The sequence below is a fragment of the Niastella vici genome (assembly GCF_002077945.1).
GTDB classification, from domain to species: Bacteria; Bacteroidota; Bacteroidia; order Chitinophagales; family Chitinophagaceae; genus Niastella; species Niastella vici.
This window is the reverse complement of the sequence record NZ_LVYD01000058.1, coordinates 191,550-209,728: the sequence shown is the minus strand read 5'-3', so window position 1 is coordinate 209,728 and position 18,179 is coordinate 191,550. Positions and strand designations below refer to the sequence as shown.

The window sequence follows — 18,179 nt, the reverse complement described above, 5'->3', positions numbered from 1 at the left end:
TCCCTATATATTAAAATATATCTTTTATCAAGCCTATTGGTTCGGCTGAGGGGTATAACGCAGGTAAGGTTTTACCACTTTAACGCCTTTGGGAAACTTCTTGATTGCATCTTCAGTTGATACAGCAGGAACCACGATCACATCTTCACCATGTTTCCAATCGGCTGGCGTAGCCACGCTGTAGTTAGCGGTCAGTTGCAGTGAATCAACCACGCGCAATACTTCGTAGAAGTTTCTTCCTGTAGAAGCGGGATAGGTGATCATCAGTTTAACCTTCTTATCGGGTCCTATCACGAACAGGGAGCGAACAGTGAAAGTTTCAGAAGCATTGGGATGGATCATGTCGTACAAAGTAGCAACATTCTTGTTCTCATCGGCAATGATGGGGAAACCAACAGTGCAATTTTGTGTTTCGTTGATATCATTTATCCAACCCAGGTGTTTATCAAGCGGATCAACACTAACAGCCAGTACCTTAACATTGCGTTTGGCAAACTCTTCCTGCAATAAAGCAGTTTTGCCTAATTCGGTAGTACAAACAGGTGTATAATCAGCAGGATGGGAAAACAGGATTCCCCAGCCATTACCGAGGTATTCATAGAAATCAATATCACCGGCGGTTGTTTTAGCCTGGAAGTTAGGGGCGATGTCGCCTAATCTTAAACTCATATACTAAGTATTTTAAGGTTGATAAAATGATTATTATCCTCAAAAGGGGTACGAAGATACAACTCCCTACTCATAAAGTAGACTAGCCTGTTGGCTAATTTTTTCTTCTCCGGGTAGCTTTTGTCAGGGAATTACTGCCGAACCGGTTTTTTACGTCATCGATAGCCTTATAAAGCTCGTTCTTTTTTTCAACATTACTGAACAAATTCGTTTGCACCGCTTCATCGGTGAGCTCGCTCAGCCGCACGCCCAACAGCCTGACACCCTGCCCCTTACGGTACAGCTTGTGAAACAGGTCTTTAGCCTTGGGAATAAGCTCATCGTCGTAAAAAGTATAGGCAATTGTGGTTTGGCGGGAAGTAGTTTCAAAATCGGGATAGCGTATTTTTACCGCAATACAACCAGCCATTTTATTATCCTGACGCAGCTCATAAGCCACCCGTTCCGTCATGCCCACCAGTTCGGTCAGCAGGCGATCGGTATCGAGGATGTTTTCTTCGAATGTATTTTCTGTAGAAATGGATTTGGCCTCATGATAAGGCACTACCTCCCCGTTATGAATGCCGTGGGCTTTGTTCCAGAGATCGCCACCATATTTTCCAAAACGGTTCTCGAGCAATTCTACAGGCTGGGCTGCCAGGTGCTCAATGGTGTCGATGCCCAGGTCGCGCAGGGCCTGGTACATATGCTCGCCCACGCCGGGGATCTTATTCACTTTTAAAGGGGCCAGAAAATCTTTTTCGCGTCCGAAAGCAATGTATAAATAACCATTCGGTTTGGCCTCGTCGGTAGCGATCTTGGCCACCATTTTATTACCGGCCAATCCAAATGAAATAGGCAAACCGGTTTTATCAATGATCTCCTGCCGCAGATCGATGGTCCATTGATAAGGATTGAAATATTTTTCCATACCGGTGAGGTCGAGGTAGAATTCATCAATGGAAGCTTTTTCGAACAGCGGTGCTTTGGCGGCAATTATTTCGGTGACCCAGCGGGAATAGCGGCTGTACTCGCCCCGACTGCCCTTGACAACAGTTACATGCGGACATAATCGCAGGGCCGTTTTCATGGGCATGGCAGAATGAATACCGTATTTGCGGGCTTCATAACTGCAAGCAGCCACCACACCCCGCTCGCGCCCACCCACGATCAATGGCTTTCCCTTCAACGAAGGATCGTTCAGGCATTCAACCGAAACGAAGAATGCATCCAGGTCAAAGTGTGCTATGATGCGTTGGGAATTGCTCATTGGAAGATCATTCGGCGGGAATGATGGCTTGTTTGCGAATTTACAATATTATCAGCTTGCGATGGGAGAGCAAATCCTTCCTGCATGATTAATAATATTTTAATTTTACTTTAATGGAAGAAGGACTCAACCAACTCAAAAAACACCTGTTCGCCATGCGCCCGCTTGCTGAGGAAGAATGGAACGAAATGGCGGGCATTTGGCAATTGCATCATTATAAAAGAAAGACCATTCTCACCGCCGCCGGCGAAACCGAGCGCCATGTATATTTTGTACTCAACGGCGTGCAACGCATTTTTTATATTGATGCCCATCATGAAGCCACACTGGTATTCACGTACCCGTATTCTTTTTCGGGCATTGCCGATTCCTTTCTTACCCAATTGCCTTCGCGTTATTTTCTGGAAACCCTCACCAGCAGCACCCTGTTGCGCACCACGCATACGCAGATACAGCAACTGATGGATAAATACCGGAATATTGAAAAGCTGATCAGTACGTTTACTTCCTTTGCCCTTATGGGCGTGCTGGAAAGGCAGGTTGAATTATTAACCTTCAGCGCCGAAGAAAAATTCAGGACGCTGCTCAAACGCAGTCCGCATGTATTGCAGCTGATACCCCATAAATACCTGGCCTCGTACCTGGGCATGGATGCCACTACTTTCAGCAAACTGATGGCAACGGTGCGTATTTAAGTTACCGGTTCCCAGGCGCCGGTTTCCGGAATCCCAATTCGCAACTCATAACAGGTACTGCCGTTAACCCCGGTAACTGGTAACTGCAATTAAATGTTGGTGCACACCAAGATTTTTAAAAAATGCCGCCGGTAGCTTTGTGGTGCACGTTAAAAGTAATTCAATGAAAAAAGTACAGGCATCATCGCTTCTTGAAACATTACAAACCGACACCCGCCACCTATTGCTTAAACTGGCCCGGCTGCAGCAATTGCCCGCCAACCGCCTGGTACAACAACCCGGCCCCGGCCGCTGGAGTGTTGCCCAGGTTATAGAGCACCTGAACACCTATGGCCGGTATTATTTACCCAAACTACAGGCGGCCATAAACAACGCCGGCCACACCCCTACAGAATGGTTTGTGCCCGGCTGGCTGGGCGGTTATTTTACCAACAGTATGATGCCCAAACCCGATGGAACTATTGGCAACAAAATGAAAACATTAAAGGGTCATAACCCCGCACCGGATATTGATGCCGGTAAGGCCCTGCACGAGTTTGAACAGCAGGAAATATTATTGCTGCAATTGCTCGATAAAGCCGGGGAAGTTAATATCAACCGCATCCGCATTCCTATCTCCATTGCGCCCTTTATAAAATTAAAAATGGGTGATGTGTTCAGCTTTATCATTGCCCATCATCAACGGCATTTTGTGCAGATAGAAAATATAATTGGCTAATTGATGATAATAATATGACCATCCTTGTTAGGTTGAGCTGTAAGGAGGAGGTGTGAAGTTAATTCAGGTGGTGAGCCATTATCACCTTAGGAATAGATATCTAACAACCCTTCTGGCAACTCTACATGCACCTGTTTTTTCTTTTTGTCGATCTTGATGAGGAAATCTTCGTGAACGGGGATCAGGGCCTCCTTGCCCTTGAGATCGATACGGCAAAGGAGTTGATGCGGCTGTTCAATGATCTCTAATATTTCGCCGAGGTCGACGCCTTCGTTGATGATGTGATACCCCAGCATCATAATGGGGGCCGATTTGGAAACATATTTCTCAAATTCTTCCTGCGGCAGCCAAACGCGTTTTTGCATGAGGCGGTGGGCCGCTTCTTTTGAATTGATGCCTTCGAATTTCAGGAACACCTCTTCCTCGTTCTTTGCGCGGGTGCCTTCCAGGAAATAGGGCAGCATTTCCTCTTTCTTTTCTTCAATGAAAATGGTTTCCAGGCCTTGCAGTGTCGTTTTCTTTCCCAGCTGATGCTGCAACACTACTTCCCCCTTCACCCCGAAAGTGGCCACTATTTTTCCAATGCTGTGATAATTCGTCATATGCGCGGCAAAGATACCCCCGGGCTCTAAAGGGGAGAAATAAAAAAGCAATACTCCACAGCTTAAAGAGGCGAAATACAAGGGAATGCTTCTAATTTTTTAAAGCCCCCTGCCCAGCCTTTTTTTAGCACTGTTTACCAGCCTTTCGGTGCTCACAACGGCCCTTGTATGTTCCCCTTTTCCAACCAAACCACCCCCATCAAATACTTCTACTTTGAAATGGTATAATTTACCTTCCTGTTTAATAAACGTAGCAATGGCTTTTACATCCACGCCAATAGGTGTTGCGGCGGTATGTACAATATTAACCCCTACGCCAACTGATAATTCCCCTTGCTGTAAAAGTTGTTTCATCATCCGGGCTGCTGCCAGTTCCATTAAAGCGATCATCCGCGACGTAGCAAACACTTCAGGAAAAGCGTCTTCACCAGTTAATGACAATGCGCTCGCCAAATCATTGGTTTGAACCGTTAAAACCGCTTCGCAGGTTTGATTTTCTTTAAGTTCTTGCGTCATTAGAAGTTTTTCATGAATGAAAGAATAGGCTCAAATCTACTCATTTTTTAAGGCTGTTTTTTGACAATCAGGCCTCTATGACCCGAAGTTTGCCGCTTCATCTACAGCAAACTATTGACTTTCATCCCCAACTTATCTCTGCCCGTTCCAACCCCAGTCCCTGAATCTTACCTATCCAGGGGTTGCTTTTGCGCAAGGTTGCCAGGTACTCAAACAAAGACCAACCAAAGACCTGACAAAGACCAAACAAAGACTTGATAAGGATATTTCCTTTATTAGGTCTTTATCTGGTCTTATTTAAGTCTTTTATATCTCTTTTTTAAAATACACCTCAACCTTGCACCAACCATGCACTAAAAAGGCGGCCATCCCGTGAAGAATGGCCGCCCTGGCGACTTTAACAAACCCTTAAAACGAAAAAATCCCGCTGCAAAAGCAAAACGGGATTTAACAAGTTGACAGCTAGCTATACTGCATAGGATTATTCTCCTCTACGCGGTCTCACTGGTGGTCCACCTGCAGGTCTGCGGGGTCTTCTATCCTTTGCATTTATTTCCTGGCGCTTTTTAACCTGGACCTCGTGCTCAGCATGCCACTTCTGGAATTTCTCCATAGCGGTAGCTTCGTCGAATAGACCCAGTTTCACACCACGCAACAAATGTTTCAGGTACAGTACACCTTTGTACGACAGAATTCTGCGCACAGTATCAGTAGGTTGAGCGCCTTTGTGCAGCCAATCGAGGGCTTTCTGGCGATCTAACTGAATTGTTGCAGGAACTGTAAGAGGGTTGTAAGTACCTAACTTCTGGATAAACTTACCATCACGCGGAGAGCGTGCATCGGCCACTACGATGAAATAAAAAGGTCTCTTTTTAGACCCATGGCGTTGCAGTCTGATTTTAACTGGCATCTTAAATAGAAATTTAAATGCGTGAACAAATAGGGTTACTTTCCATTTATAACGATTGCAAAAATAGCAATCGGGATGATTTTTCCAAATTTAATAATTCATGTGGATAATTTCCGTTAATTACCCATGTTTCGGGATTAAATTATCGCTTCATTCCCATTCTTCCCATTGGCATTTTATTCATCATTTTCATCATCTGTTTCATTTGCTCGAACTGCTTCAAAAATGCATTCACCTCGTTGAGATCCTTGCCTGAACCTTTGGCAATGCGTTGCTTACGGCTCATATTGATCAAATCGGGGTCTTCGCGCTCCTGCCTGGTCATTGAATTGATCATGGCCTCAATTCCCTTGAACGCATCGTCGCTGATATCAATATCCTTGATGGCTTTGCCCACACCGGGTATCATGCCCAGCAGGTCTTTGATATTACCCATCTTTTTTATCTGTTCCAGCTGTTGCTTGAAGTCTTCGAAGTTGAACTGGTTCTTGCGGATCTTTTTCTCCAGCTTGCGGGCCTGCTCTTCATCAAATTGCTGTTGCGCCTTTTCAACCAGGGTAGTGATATCACCCATACCCAAAATACGCTGGGCCATACGTTCGGGGTAGAACACATCGAGCGTATCGAGCTTTTCGCCACTGCTTACAAACTTGATGGGCTTTTCTACTGTGTATTTGATTGAAAGCGCCGCACCACCACGGGTATCACCATCGAGCTTGGTGAGCACCACACCGGTGAAGTTAAGCCTGTCGTTAAACGCCTTTGCCGTATTCACCGCATCCTGACCGGTCATGGAGTCAACCACAAACAGGATCTCCTGCGGATTTACAGCCGATTTTACATTGGCCACTTCAGTCATCATGGCCTCATCGATGGCCAAACGGCCGGCGGTATCGATGATGACCACGTTCTTATTTTTACTGCGGGCTTCCTTGATGGCATTGGTAGCTATCTGCACCGCATTTTTATTCTCGGGTTCGCTGTAAACGTCAACCTGAATTTGTTCGCCCAGCACTTTTAACTGGTCAATGGCCGCAGGGCGATAAATATCGGCCGCTACGAGCATAGGCGAAAGCCGGCTCCTGGTTTTGAGGAAGTTGGCCAGTTTGGCGCTGAAGGTGGTTTTACCCGAACCCTGTAAACCGGCGATGAGAATAACGGCGGGATTGCCTTTGGCGTTGAATTCGCTTTCGCTGCCGCCCATAAGGTCAACCAGTTCGTCTTTCACGATCTTCACCATCAACTGGCCGGGGCTAACAGCAGTTAACACCTTCTCACCCATAGCCTTATCTTTTACCCGGTCGGTAAATTCCTTGGCAATTTTATAGTTTACGTCGGCATCCACCAGGGCGCGGCGGATGTCTTTTACGGTAGCAGCAATATTGAGGTCGGTAATTCGGCCTTCACCTTTTATCTGTTTAAAGGCCGACTCCAACCGGTCGGTAAGATTTTCAAACATAATTTCCTGTTTTTTCGCAGTTCAAAGTCTGTTGACAGGCGTGCCACGGTTACCCCCGCCAGGGGAATAAACCGTGGCACGCCTACCTCATACAAAAACAAAAAAGTGAATATAAGGTAAGTTATATTCACTTAAGGACTGCAAATTTACAGTAAGTAAATTTTGTTGTGTAAAGTTTCTTTTGCCGGCTATAATTTTTTAAGGTTAAACGCCCAAAAATCCCCGCAGGGCCTTGGAACGTGAATTGGTGCGCAGTTTCGTAATTGCTTTGTCCTTGATCTGGCGAACCCGCTCGCGGGTGAGATTGAATTTCTCGCCGATATCTTCCAGACTCATGGGATGATCGACTCCAAGACCAAAGAAATAGCAGATCACTTCTTTTTGACGTTCGGTAAGCATTTTCATCGAGCGCTCGATCTCCTGTTTGAGCGACTCTTTGTGCTCAATGTTGGTTTCTGCCCGCTCGGCATTGTGATTTTCCAACACGTCTATCAGGGTATTGTCTTCCCCTTCAGACAGTGGCGTATCCATGCTTACATGCCGGGCTGCAATGCCCAGGGTAGCTGATACCTCATCGGTCTCCAGCTCCAGCAATTCGGCCAGTTCTTCGGGCGAGGGTTCCCGTTCAAACTCCTGTTCCAGTTGCGAAAATGCTTTCTGGATCTTGTTTGTTAACCCTACTTTGTTCAATGGGAGCCTTACAATACGCGATTGTTCGGCTAATGCCTGAAGAATGCTTTGGCGGATCCACCATACGGCGTAAGAAATGAACTTAAAACCACGGGTTTCATCAAAACGCTGCGCTGCTTTAATGAGACCCAAATTACCCTCATTGATGAGGTCTGGTAAAGAGAGGCCTTGATTCTGATACTGCTTGGCTACGGATACGACGAACCTTAAATTCGCTTTCGTTAGTTTGTCAAGGGCTGCCTGGTTTCCTTGCTTGATCAAACCCGCGAGTTTCACTTCTTCTTCGGGACTGATCAATTCAACTTTTCCGATCTCCTGCAAGTATTTTTCAAGGCTCTGAGACTCACGATTCGTAATTGATTTCGTGATCTTGAGTTGCCGCATACTCATAGGTAGGTCATTTTAAAGGGTTTTTTAGGTTTTTAACGGTCAATGGTTTAGAAAAAACGAAATACCTGTCCTATTTGTTATATGAACAAGCATTTTGTTCTTAAAAAACCGTAAAAACTTTATCCACCTAATATAGCCAATTATCCTATTTTCCTCAAAAATATTCGTAATCTACTGACAGTCAGATATATGAATTTTTTTTGCTTATTTATTCATTTTTAGCTCTTTTTACGCGATTTAGCCAAAAAAAAATTTTGAGGGTAGCATTATTTTTCTATAATTGCACCATTGGTATTTTCAAAAAAGATCAATACAAGGGTTAGATGAGTAAGAAACACATATTTACGTTAGAGTATCCGGTAAGATGTTCTCCTTCCATTTTATACGAATTCTTAAGTACGCCTGCAGGTTTGCAGGAGTGGTTTGCCGATAAAGTAGACGAAAGGGACAGCGTTTTTAGTTTTTCCTGGAACGGAACTACAGACAAGGCAGAGGTAATGGAGAGTGAAGAAGAAAAATTTATTAGGTTTCATTGGTTGCATGCACCCAAGGATGAATATTTCGAATTCAGAATTGAGAAATCAGAAGTTACGAATCAGACCATCCTTGTGATCAAAGACTTTGCAGAAAAAGGAGAAGTTAAAGACCAGAGTCAGTTGTGGGCATATCAGGTAAAAGACCTGTTTCACCGGCTCGGTAATTAATGACCTGTAGCGGTTATAATTGTTTCGTACAGATCAATCAATAATTCCTTTGAGTGATTCCATTGAGGAAGTGAAATTTTGGCGGATAGCTTACAAAAATCATTAGCCAGCAGAATTCTTTCTACATCGGAAGCATTCAACTGGGTAAGCGGCGTATAATTGTCTTCATTAAATTCATGACGCCATTCATCTCCACTTACACACAGGTAAAAGGTATGCTTTGCCAGTAATGGTAAGTTGTTAAGCAGGGTTTGCTGGTATTGTTGTTTATACTGGCCTTTCAAATGCAGCGTCACACTGAAAAAATTTCCCCACCAGAATAGTGTGCGGATGGCAAAAGTATCCTGCCGGTTAAACAATCGGGGGTAATCGAGCATTACCCAGGGCAATCCCCGGTAATTCTCCCCTTTCGAGATCTTTGGCGATGGCACCAGCACTTCCTCCGGAAGCGATTGCCTGGCCGTAAAACCGGCGCGCATTTCATGGGCAATATCGCCAAACAAAGCAAAAACTTTTTCTATAATTGTATTCTTTGTTAAAAGCCAGCCGGCATTTTGTACCAGCGATAATTCCTCTGCTGAAAGCTGTATTTTTGCGACGTCCATAGAATAAAGATACAGTAGAAGCTTGTTGTTAAATTATGGATTGCGGACCATTGACGAACTAAATAACTTAAATCCGTGATAAAGAAACTCGACATACTGGTTTTGCGATCGTTCATCGGCCCGTTCATCGCAACCTTTTTCCTTACCCTGTTCGTATTGATATTACAGTTCTTCTGGCTGTGGATCGATGATTTTGTTGGTAAGGGTATCGATACATTTACCATGCTGCGCCTGATCGTATACCTCAGCGCTACCCTGGTGCCGCTGGCCCTTCCGCTGGCCATTCTGTTATCTTCCATCATGACCTTTGGTAACCTGGGCGAAACCTTTGAACTGGTGGCCATTAAATCGGCCGGTATTGGGTTATTACGCTTCATGCTTCCGCTCACCGTAGTGGCCATATTTCTCTCAGGCCTGGCTTTCCTGTTCAACAACTATGTAATTCCGGTAGCCAACCTGAAAATGAAAACCCTGCACTACGATCTGGTAAATAAAAAACCGGCTTTCGATCTCAAGGAAGGCGTATTCTATACCACTATTCCCGAATATGCCATTAAGGTGTCGAAAAAAGAAAAGGATTCCATTTTACATAATGTGATCATTTATGAAAACAACCCCGGCGGCCCGCAGGACAATATTGTAGCCGCCGAAAAAGGCATCATGCGCCTTTCGTCCGATAAACGGGCCCTTGAGTTCACCCTGTACAACGGCTGGCGTTATGAAGAACGCGGTAACCGTTATGGCGGCAACACCGATTTCATCCGACTGGGTTTTAAAGAATACAAAAAAGTGCTCGACCTCAGCACGCTGATCCTTGACCCAACAGCCGATAGTACCTACCGCGACCGTTCTGAAATGTTAAACAACTGGCAGCTTAGCAAAAACGCCGATTCGCTGGCAAAAAGCCTTGGTAAATTCAAAGAACGCGACCAGCGCGAATTACAGGGGTATCTGCTGTTTTCAAAATACCTCGATACCGGTTGGATAGATGTAAAAGTTGCACCAGTAAAAAAAGGCGCTAAGTTTCTTGACCTGCTGCCCGACAGTTTGAAAATTTTGAAGACAGATAAAATACCTGCTGCTGTACGAACACAAGTGATCGATCAAAGTATTTCTTATGCCAATTCCATAAAAGCAACCATCGAAGGCCCCTCCTGGGATTATGACGGCAAAAGAAAAGAATATCGCGTAACCCTGATGACCTACCACGAAAAAATCACGATGTCGATCGCCGTGCTGGTATTGTTCCTGATAGGCGCGCCATTGGGTTCCATTGTACGTAAAGGGGGTATTGGTACCCCGGTGGTTTTTGCCGTGGTGTTCTTTGTGATCTTCTTTTTGCTGAACAATTTTGGTAAGAAGTTCGTGAAGGAAGATGTACTACAACCGGTAGCCGGTATGTGGCTGGCCACAGCCGTGCTGTTTCCCATAGGTCTTTTCCTTATCTACAAAGCCTTACACGATTCACAACTATTTAATAAAGAATTTTACTATCGCATATTCAGGGCTGTGCGCAAGATGATGGGGAAGAATAAAGCGCCCGAAAAGCAGGCGGCGCCAGCGAGTTAGGGCGGGTTAAAATTTCCCGGCAATCTTAATCATGCTTTAATACGCATTGGCTTTGCTCATTGCGGGTTGAAAACCTACCTTCGCCCCAAATAACTGGCATTGAACTCAGGCAGGGAAAATCTTCGAATACAGAAGTTGGTGGTAACAGTAGCCGTACTGCTGTTCATCATCAAAATAGCGGCATTCTGGGTAACCCGCTCAGTGGCCATCTTAACCGATGCGCTCGAAAGTACCGTAAACGTGATCGCTGGTTTTATTGGTTTGTACAGTTTGTATGTAGCTGCCAAACCCCGTGATGAAAACCACCCTTACGGTCATGGTAAAGCTGAATTTTTATCGGCCGCCGTTGAAGGCACCCTCATCATTGTAGCGGGGCTCGTAATCGTTTATCAATCTGTTCTGCATTTTATTTACCCGCAACCTCTGCAACAGCTCGACAAAGGTATTATACTGGTAGCCATTACAGCCGTGATCAATTTTGCTGTAGGGTTTATCAGCATTCAAAAGGGAAAGAAGAACAATTCCCTTGCCCTGGTGGCCAGCGGCAAACACCTGCAGTCAGACACCTACAGCACGCTCGGTATTATACTGGGCCTGGCACTGATAAAATTTACCAACCTCGCCTGGCTCGATAGTGTTACCGCCATCATTTTTGCGTTTATCATCATGTATACCGGTTACCATATTCTGCGCCACTCCCTGGCCGGCATAATGGATGAAGCCGATAAAGAACTGCTGCTGAAAATGCTGGCCGTGCTCAATGCCAACCGCCGCACCAACTGGATCGATCTGCACAACCTGCGCGTAATAAAGTATGGCGGCCAGTTCCATATTGACTGCCACCTCACCGTGCCCTGGTACCTGAATGTTGTGGAAGCGCATAAAGAAGTGGAAGAACTGGGCAAGCTCATCAAAAATGAATTCGGAACCGCATTCGAAATGTTCGTACATACCGATCCCTGTCTCGATTTTTCGTGTAGTATTTGCAATAAGACCGATTGCACCGTTCGCAAACGCCCCTTTGAAAAACGGGTTGAGTGGACTTTGGAGAATGTGTTGAAAGACAAGAAACACAGTTTGTAGCGAACCCTGCAATCAATAAAAACATATATTCGCTAAATCTTACTCCCTCTTATTAACAAATAAACTCATGATTATGCAAGCCTGGAAAGAATACCAGGAGAAGAACAAAGATCGCTTCCTGGATGAATTACTGGAATTGTTACGCATCCCTTCTGTGAGCGCCAACAGCGACCACAAGAATGATATGAGAAAATGTGCTGAAAAAGTACAACAACGTTTGCTGGAAGCCGGCGCCGATACAGCCAAAGTATATGACACTGCCGGTCACCCTGCAGTGTATGCCGAAAAGATCGTTGATCCCTCCAAACCAACCGTACTGGTATATGGGCATTATGATGTGCAGCCGCCCGACCCATTGAACCTCTGGCACAGCGGTCCGTTTGAGCCGGTGATCAAAGACGGCCGAATTTACGCCCGCGGTTCCGCCGATGACAAAGGGCAATTCTATATGCATGTAAAAGCCCTTGAAATATTATCAAAGACCAATTCGCTGCAGAACAATATCAAGTTCCTGATCGAAGGCGAAGAAGAAGTGGGTTCGCCCAACCTGGCCAATTTCGTAGCCGCTCATAAAGACCTGCTGAAATGCGATGTGATCCTCATCAGCGACAGTTCTATGATCAGCATGGATACACCCTCCATCGATATTGGCGTGCGCGGACTGGCTTATATACAGGTTGAAGTAACAGGCGCCAACCGCGACCTGCACAGCGGGGTATATGGCGGTGCAGTGGCCAACCCCATTACCATACTTGCCCAAATGATCGCCAGCTGTCACGATGCCAATAATCACATCACCATTCCCAATTTTTATGATGATGTGGTAGAATCAACAGCCGAAGAAAGAAAATTAATGGCCGAAGCGCCATATAGTGAAACCGAATACAAAAACGACCTCGGCGTAAAAGAACTGTGGGGCGAAAAAGGATATACCACCAATGAACGCACCGGTATACGGCCTACCCTCGAAATAAACGGCATTTGGGGCGGTTATACCGGCGAAGGCGCCAAAACCGTATTGCCATCAAAGGCCTATGCAAAGATCTCGGCCCGGTTGGTGCCCAACCAGTCATCTGAAAAGATCACCGAAATGCTGTTGCAATATTTCAGGAAAATAGCCCCAGCCGGTGTTGAAGTAAATGCGTATAACCTGCATGGTGGCGAGCCCTACATGACACCTATTGATTCAAAAGCCTATCAGTCGGCGGCAAAGGCTATAGAAACCACCTTTAACAAAAAACCTATCCCTGTACGTGGTGGCGGCAGTATTCCCATTTGTTCTATTCTCGAAAAAGAACTGGGTGTAAAAATAGTGTTTATGGGTTTTGGGCTCGATAGCGATAACCTGCATTCGCCCAATGAAAAATTCGACCTGGTGAATTTCTATAAAGGCATCGAGACCATTCCATACTTCCATAAATATTTTGCCTCGTAGCCGTTATCATATAAGTTTTATGTGGGATCCCGGCTGCAAAAACAGCCGGGATTTTTTTAACTTTGAAACAATAGAAAAACGAGGAACAATGAGCAGCAATACTGAAAAATCAGAAAAACTTCGACTGGATAAATACCTGTGGTCAATTCGTTTATTTAAAACACGCTCACTGGCTGCAGCAGCGTGCGATAGCGGAAAAGTTAAACAGGAGGGCAGCCAGATAAAAGCAGCCAAACAGGTGCATGTGGGCGATGAATATGATGTGAGAACGGAAGGCCGCCTCTGGCGCATAAAAGTTACCGGTCTTTTGCACAGCCGCGTAGCTTATAGCGAAGCCATCAAATTTTATGTTGATATTACCCCTGCAGAAGAGCTGGAACGCCTTCAACTGCAGCGTCAGGCCTCGAGCTTCCATACCGGTAAACGCCTGAGCAAAGTTGGCCGGCCCACGAAGAAAGAACGGCGTGATTTAGATGAATTTATGGATTAGTAATTGCTTACCGGATGTAAGGTACCAGTTACATGTTACAAGTTGCAGAGCTTGCCCCGCACGGCGGGGTTACAGGGGAATACAACGCATTCGGCCCTGCAACCTGAATCCTGAAACCTGCAACGGATACTTAAAACCAGTAAAGACTCAATTTAATAACCGGTAACCTGAAACCGGTAACCGGCCCCGCTCCCACCTGACCAAAATCAGCACCCCGGGGCCTTTTGATCATTTTCTTTCGCTCCCGTACAGTATAGTTTTGTGTCAGAGATTCTTTACATTTAAAACTATTCTGTATGTATTTGGAAATAAACGGAGACCGATTGATTAGCGATATACAGAAGGACTTTTGCGCTGTTTATCCCTTTTTAAAAATAGAGTTTTTCAAAAACGGGCAGGTTCGCCGTGACAGGTATCCATTAAATAAACTGATACCCGCCACACAACCGGTAAAAAATGCCTGGTACTCGAAAAAAGACAATGGCCAGCTGGACTTTAACGATGCTATGACGGTCACAGAATTTGAGACTGCCCTGATGGAGCATTTTGGTTTGGCCGCCCAGGTATTCCGCCGTTCAGGCAACCTGTGGCTCGAAACCACCATTACCGATTACTGGACGCTGAAACAACAGAACGAACACGGCCGCGAAATAACCGTTGGCAGGCACCACACAGAGAACAATAATAACCCTGATTATGAATTGAACAGGGACCCGAATCCGTAAACCGGCCATAGGTTCCTGAACTTAAAACAGGAGGTTATTCAACTTTTCAAGGTTTAAGATCTTTATTTTTCCTTCTTTGATCTCGATCAGTTTTTCTGATTTGAAATCGCTCAGGGTGCGGATCACCGACTCGGTAGCGGTGCCGATATATTGGGCAAAATCTTCCCGCGAGATCTCGATCAGCGCAGGATCTTTTTTCTCTTTATTGAACTTCTGGTGCACATCTATGAGGGCTTTGGCAACCCGTTTGCGCAGCGAATCATAAGCCAGCCGCAACAAGCGTTCTTCCTTCTCCTTTACATCATTGGTAATAAGCTTGATGAACTTGGAGGCGATCGAGATATCGTTATACACAGCCTGTGTAAACGTGTCTTTGGGAATGGCGATCACTTCCGCATTTTCGAGCACTTCCGCCGTATCGGAATAAGGCTGGTTTTCGAGCAGTGCCACATGACCAATGTATTCATCGGCTCCGTACAAATTGGTAATATATTCCTTGCCGTCTTCGTGTATCTTGAAGGTTTTGATCTTACCACTTTTCAGAAAATACAGGAAACGGGCATGTTTGCCCTCGCTGTACAGCACCTGTTTTTTCATATAGGTTTCGCTGCCATATTTTTCAGGATCGGGAAATATTAACCCGCTGCCGCTGAGGTCCTTCATTAATTTGCCGGCGCCCTTCTCCCCTGCTTCGTACTGGGCTTGCAGAATATTCAGTTTCTGCAACCTGATCTCCACCGCCTTCAGTAATTCAAGATCATCAAAGGGTTTGGTGATATAATCATCGGCACCCATTTCCATTCCCTTGCGAAAATCGCTGCGCTCGGCCTTGGCAGTAAGGAATATAAAAGGAATATGTTCGGTTTCAGGATTCTTTTTCAGCATGTGCAACACGCCGTACCCGTCGAGCTCGGGCATCATGATATCGCAAACGATCAGGTCGGGCTTTTCTTTAATAGCCGCTTCCACCCCTTTTTTGCCATTTTCTGCCGTATGGGTATCGTACCCGGCCAGCGACAAAATTTCAGCCGTATTTTCCCTGATGTCAGTATTATCGTCTATAACAAGTATCCTGCTCATATTATACAAATTGTTAAGATTCAATATTAATACAAAGGTATATTTTTTAATTCTTGATAAAGATCATACCCCCCGCTGATGATCATCATTTACCCCCGCCCAATGCCATTTTACTTTCGTTGCTTAAAAATTTTACCTATGTCTTCAGCCACAGTACACAATCAACTGGTATGCTTTCATTGCGGCGAGGTTTGCTCAACCACCAACATTACGGCTGAAGATAAACATTTTTGCTGCGAAGGCTGCAAACTGGTATATCAATTATTGAATAAAAGCGGGTTATGCAATTATTACGACCTCAACGAAAACCCCGGCCTTACCCAGCGGATACCCGTTCGTAAAGACAAGTTCGCCTTCCTGGAAGATGCCGTAATTCAGCGGCAACTGATCTCTTTCAGCAACGAACAACAAACCCACATTACGTTTTACCTGCCGCAGATCCATTGCAGCTCATGCCTGTACCTGCTCGAGAACCTGCACCACCTGCAGCCGGCCGTTATTAGCGCCACGGTGAATTTCACCCGTAAAGAAGTGAGCATCGTTTTCGACCACCATACCCATTCCCTGCAAAAACTGGCCGAACTGCTGACCAGCATCGGGTACGAACCCTATATTAGTTTACAAAGTCTGCAACACCATAAACCCGGGGCTAAAAAAAGCCTCATCTACCAGCTGGGCGTAGCCGGTTTTTGTTTTGCCAATATTATGCTGCTGAGCTTCCCCGAATACTTCGGACTGGAAGCTGCCGACATACAATTGCAGGGCATTTTCCGCTGGTTGAATGTTTTGCTGGCATTGCCCGTTTTCTTTTACAGCGCCTTCCCTTTTTATGAAAGCGGCTGGAAAGGCCTGCGGCATAAATTCCTGAATATCGATGCGCCCATTGCACTGGCCATCATCGTAACCTTTTCGCGCAGCCTGTATGAAGTATTGAGCGGAACCGGAGCCGGTTATTTTGATTCCATGACCGGTATTGTTTTCTTTATGCTTATTGGCCGCGTACTGCAGGATAAAACCTATCAGCAATTATCCTTTGAACGCGATTTCACCTCCTATTTTCCCGTGGCGGCAACGCTGGTGAAAGATGGAATAGAAACGCCCATATCATTGCCTGAAATAAAAGCAGGCGACACCCTGCTCATTCACAGCAATGAGCTGATACCTGCCGATGGCATTTGCACCCGCGGAAAAGCCTGTATCGATTACAGCTTTGTTACCGGCGAATCAATACCTGTAAATAAAGAAATGGGCGAAATGGTTTACGCCGGTGGCAAACAAACCGGCGGCGCCATGGAAATACTGGTTATAAAAGAAGTGGCGCAAAGCTATTTAACGCGGTTATGGTCGGCCGATACCTTTAAAAAGAACAATGAAACCAAAAGCGTTTCTTTTGTGCACCTGCTGAGCCGGTACTTCACCTGGATATTATTTACCATTGCCGCCATAGCAGCCACCTACTGGGCATTTACCGACAGCCACAAAGTATGGAATGTGATCACAGCCGTGCTCATAGTGGCCTGTCCATGCGCCTTGCTGCTTTCCAATACATTTACCAATGGTAATATCCTGCGCATTCTGGGCCGCAATAAATTTTATTTGCGCAGCGCGCAAACCATTGAAGACATGGCCGGCATTACCCATATTGTTTTTGATAAAACAGGTACATTAACAGCCACCAATCAAAAAGAGATCGTATACGAAGGTGTTGAATTGAGCAAACAGCAGCAACAGGCCATTGCCAGCCTGGCCGCTGCATCGAATCACCCGCTCAGCCGCGCCATTACAGCCCATTTCGGCAAACTGAAACGCCTGCCCATTGAAGAATTCCGCGAAATACCCGGCAAAGGCATTGAAGGTATGGTGGGGAAAGACTGGATCTCACTCGGTTCACAACGCTTTATTTCAGGTATTTCCGGTACAGGCGATAACGGTTCAAAAGTATTTATTGCCATCGATGATAAAATATACGGTCATTTCTCCCTGCAAAATCATTACCGCGAATCGGTGGCGCCATTGGTGCAGTCGCTGGCTGCACATTATAAATTATCTGTGCTTTCGGGCGATCATGCTACCGAACACAGCACCCTGCAACGCATAATGGGGCCAGAAGCTGCACTGCTGTTCAACCAGCAACCCGCCGACAAATTGCAATACATCCAAAAGCTGCAGCAAAGAGGTGAACGGGTAATGATGATCGGCGATGGCCTCAATGATGCCGGCGCATTGAAACAAAGCAATGTGGGTATTGCCATTACCGATGATTGCAACAACTTCACCCCCGCCAGCGATGCCATTATGGATGCCCGGGAATTGAGTAGCCTGAACCGCTTCATTCGCCTTTGTAAAGCCAATAAACAGATCGTAATTGCCAGTTTTGTTCTTTCCATCGTGTATAATATCGTTGGGCTCAGCTTTGCCGTACAGGGCGTGCTGTCGCCCCTGATCGCAGCCATCCTGATGCCTGCCAGTTCGCTCAGCATTCTGCTGGTGACCTTCGGTTCCAGCAATATAGCCGCGAAGCTGCTGCGCTGTTAAAATCAAGGTGAGCCTTTTCAAAAAAGGCCCCACCTCATACTTAGAATATTGCTTT

18 protein-coding genes are annotated in these 18,179 nt (G+C 45.7%); 9 read left to right on the top strand and 9 right to left on the bottom strand.

Annotated elements, in window-relative coordinates; translation table 11 throughout:
* Window positions 1–33: 33 nt before the first annotated feature.
* Window positions 34–669 (bottom strand): peroxiredoxin, encoded by a 636-nt coding sequence (locus A3860_RS25000; protein WP_081151177.1) that lies wholly within the window; start codon window positions 667–669, stop codon window positions 34–36.
* A gap of 94 nt (window positions 670–763) precedes the next feature.
* Window positions 764–1,918: a DNA polymerase IV gene (dinB, locus tag A3860_RS24995; RefSeq protein ID WP_081151175.1), complete on the bottom strand. Its 1,155-nt coding sequence runs from the start codon at window positions 1,916–1,918 to the stop codon at window positions 764–766.
* A 113-nt stretch (window positions 1,919–2,031) separates the two neighbouring features.
* Between dinB and A3860_RS24990 the strand changes: the two genes are divergently transcribed.
* Window positions 2,032–2,613: a Crp/Fnr family transcriptional regulator gene (locus A3860_RS24990; protein WP_081151173.1), complete on the top strand. Its 582-nt coding sequence runs from the start codon at window positions 2,032–2,034 to the stop codon at window positions 2,611–2,613.
* Between the two features lie 163 nt (window positions 2,614–2,776).
* A complete protein-coding gene (locus tag A3860_RS24985; protein ID WP_081151170.1) occupies window positions 2,777–3,331 on the top strand; it encodes a DinB family protein in 555 nt (184 codons plus the stop codon).
* An 86-nt stretch (window positions 3,332–3,417) separates the two neighbouring features.
* Here the strand turns inward: A3860_RS24985 and rimM are convergent, their stop codons facing one another.
* The 5 genes from rimM to A3860_RS24960 all read right to left on the bottom strand — a co-directional run bounded on the left by rimM (window position 3,418) and on the right by A3860_RS24960 (window position 7,892).
* Window positions 3,418–3,933, bottom strand: a complete 516-nt coding sequence (rimM, locus tag A3860_RS24980) for a ribosome maturation factor RimM (protein ID WP_143774251.1) — start codon at window positions 3,931–3,933, stop codon at window positions 3,418–3,420.
* Window positions 3,934–4,032: 99 nt separating this feature from the next.
* The gene (locus A3860_RS24975; RefSeq protein ID WP_081151166.1) at window positions 4,033–4,449 is read right to left on the bottom strand and encodes a thioesterase family protein; all 417 of its coding nucleotides are present in this window, start codon (window positions 4,447–4,449) and stop codon (window positions 4,033–4,035) included.
* Between the two features lie 481 nt (window positions 4,450–4,930).
* A complete protein-coding gene (gene rpsP / locus A3860_RS42215; protein ID WP_081151161.1) occupies window positions 4,931–5,359 on the bottom strand; it encodes a 30S ribosomal protein S16 in 429 nt (142 codons plus the stop codon).
* Window positions 5,360–5,501: 142 nt separating this feature from the next.
* The gene (gene ffh / locus A3860_RS24965; protein ID WP_081151159.1) at window positions 5,502–6,818 is read right to left on the bottom strand and encodes a signal recognition particle protein; all 1,317 of its coding nucleotides are present in this window, start codon (window positions 6,816–6,818) and stop codon (window positions 5,502–5,504) included.
* 204 nt (window positions 6,819–7,022) lie between these two features.
* Entirely contained in the window at window positions 7,023–7,892 is an 870-nt protein-coding gene (locus tag A3860_RS24960) for a sigma-70 family RNA polymerase sigma factor (RefSeq protein ID WP_081152274.1), read from the bottom strand.
* Between the two features lie 329 nt (window positions 7,893–8,221).
* Between A3860_RS24960 and A3860_RS24955 the strand changes: the two genes are divergently transcribed.
* The gene (locus A3860_RS24955) at window positions 8,222–8,602 is read left to right on the top strand and encodes an START-like domain-containing protein (protein WP_081151157.1); all 381 of its coding nucleotides are present in this window, start codon (window positions 8,222–8,224) and stop codon (window positions 8,600–8,602) included.
* Here A3860_RS24955 and A3860_RS24950 read toward each other — a convergent pair.
* Window positions 8,599–9,207 carry a hypothetical protein gene (locus A3860_RS24950; protein WP_081151154.1) on the bottom strand — a complete coding sequence of 203 codons (609 nt, stop codon included), beginning with the start codon at window positions 9,205–9,207 and terminating at the stop codon, window positions 8,599–8,601. The two genes, A3860_RS24955 and A3860_RS24950, sit on opposite strands and share 4 nt — an antisense overlap.
* 75 nt (window positions 9,208–9,282) lie before the next feature.
* On the opposite strand from A3860_RS24950, the gene A3860_RS24945 reads away from it, so the two are divergent.
* From A3860_RS24945 to A3860_RS24925, 5 genes are all read left to right on the top strand, one after another.
* Complete coding sequence (locus tag A3860_RS24945; protein ID WP_081151152.1) at window positions 9,283–10,776, top strand: LptF/LptG family permease; 1,494 nt, start codon at window positions 9,283–9,285, stop codon at window positions 10,774–10,776.
* Between the two features lie 99 nt (window positions 10,777–10,875).
* Window positions 10,876–11,859 carry a cation diffusion facilitator family transporter gene (locus A3860_RS24940; protein ID WP_081151149.1) on the top strand — a complete coding sequence of 328 codons (984 nt, stop codon included), beginning with the start codon at window positions 10,876–10,878 and terminating at the stop codon, window positions 11,857–11,859.
* Between the two features lie 73 nt (window positions 11,860–11,932).
* Window positions 11,933–13,294 carry a dipeptidase gene (locus A3860_RS24935; RefSeq protein WP_081152273.1) on the top strand — a complete coding sequence of 454 codons (1,362 nt, stop codon included), beginning with the start codon at window positions 11,933–11,935 and terminating at the stop codon, window positions 13,292–13,294.
* 88 nt (window positions 13,295–13,382) lie between these two features.
* A complete protein-coding gene (locus A3860_RS24930; RefSeq protein ID WP_081152271.1) occupies window positions 13,383–13,784 on the top strand; it encodes an RNA-binding S4 domain-containing protein in 402 nt (133 codons plus the stop codon).
* 296 nt (window positions 13,785–14,080) lie between these two features.
* Window positions 14,081–14,509, top strand: a complete 429-nt coding sequence (locus tag A3860_RS24925; RefSeq protein ID WP_081151147.1) for a hypothetical protein — start codon at window positions 14,081–14,083, stop codon at window positions 14,507–14,509.
* Between the two features lie 21 nt (window positions 14,510–14,530).
* Here the strand turns inward: A3860_RS24925 and A3860_RS24920 are convergent, their stop codons facing one another.
* A complete protein-coding gene (locus tag A3860_RS24920; protein ID WP_081151145.1) occupies window positions 14,531–15,589 on the bottom strand; it encodes a response regulator in 1,059 nt (352 codons plus the stop codon).
* 138 nt (window positions 15,590–15,727) lie between these two features.
* Between A3860_RS24920 and A3860_RS24915 the strand changes: the two genes are divergently transcribed.
* Window positions 15,728–18,124, top strand: coding sequence for a heavy metal translocating P-type ATPase (locus A3860_RS24915; RefSeq protein WP_081151142.1), 2,397 nt, complete (start codon window positions 15,728–15,730; stop codon window positions 18,122–18,124).
* The last annotated feature ends 55 nt before the right edge of the window (window positions 18,125–18,179 follow it).

Bases quoted from the DNA above. Each gene is read 5' to 3' on its own strand.
- A3860_RS25000 (WP_081151177.1), bottom strand. From the start codon at position 669: ATGAGTTTAAGATTAGGCGACATCGCCCCTAACTTCCAGGCTAAAACA.
- dinB (WP_081151175.1), bottom strand. From the start codon at position 1,918: ATGAGCAATTCCCAACGCATCATAGCACACTTTGACCTGGATGCATTC.
- A3860_RS24990 (WP_081151173.1), top strand. From the start codon at position 2,032: ATGGAAGAAGGACTCAACCAACTCAAAAAACACCTGTTCGCCATGCGC.
- A3860_RS24985 (WP_081151170.1), top strand. From the start codon at position 2,777: ATGAAAAAAGTACAGGCATCATCGCTTCTTGAAACATTACAAACCGAC.
- rimM (WP_143774251.1), bottom strand. From the start codon at position 3,933: ATGACGAATTATCACAGCATTGGAAAAATAGTGGCCACTTTCGGGGTG.
- A3860_RS24975 (WP_081151166.1), bottom strand. From the start codon at position 4,449: ATGACGCAAGAACTTAAAGAAAATCAAACCTGCGAAGCGGTTTTAACG.
- rpsP (WP_081151161.1), bottom strand. From the start codon at position 5,359: ATGCCAGTTAAAATCAGACTGCAACGCCATGGGTCTAAAAAGAGACCT.
- ffh (WP_081151159.1), bottom strand. From the start codon at position 6,818: ATGTTTGAAAATCTTACCGACCGGTTGGAGTCGGCCTTTAAACAGATA.
- A3860_RS24960 (WP_081152274.1), bottom strand. From the start codon at position 7,892: ATGCGGCAACTCAAGATCACGAAATCAATTACGAATCGTGAGTCTCAG.
- A3860_RS24955 (WP_081151157.1), top strand. From the start codon at position 8,222: ATGAGTAAGAAACACATATTTACGTTAGAGTATCCGGTAAGATGTTCT.
- A3860_RS24950 (WP_081151154.1), bottom strand. From the start codon at position 9,207: ATGGACGTCGCAAAAATACAGCTTTCAGCAGAGGAATTATCGCTGGTA.
- A3860_RS24935 (WP_081152273.1), top strand. From the start codon at position 11,933: ATGCAAGCCTGGAAAGAATACCAGGAGAAGAACAAAGATCGCTTCCTG.
- A3860_RS24930 (WP_081152271.1), top strand. From the start codon at position 13,383: ATGAGCAGCAATACTGAAAAATCAGAAAAACTTCGACTGGATAAATAC.
- A3860_RS24925 (WP_081151147.1), top strand. From the start codon at position 14,081: ATGTATTTGGAAATAAACGGAGACCGATTGATTAGCGATATACAGAAG.
- A3860_RS24920 (WP_081151145.1), bottom strand. From the start codon at position 15,589: ATGAGCAGGATACTTGTTATAGACGATAATACTGACATCAGGGAAAAT.
- A3860_RS24915 (WP_081151142.1), top strand. From the start codon at position 15,728: ATGTCTTCAGCCACAGTACACAATCAACTGGTATGCTTTCATTGCGGC.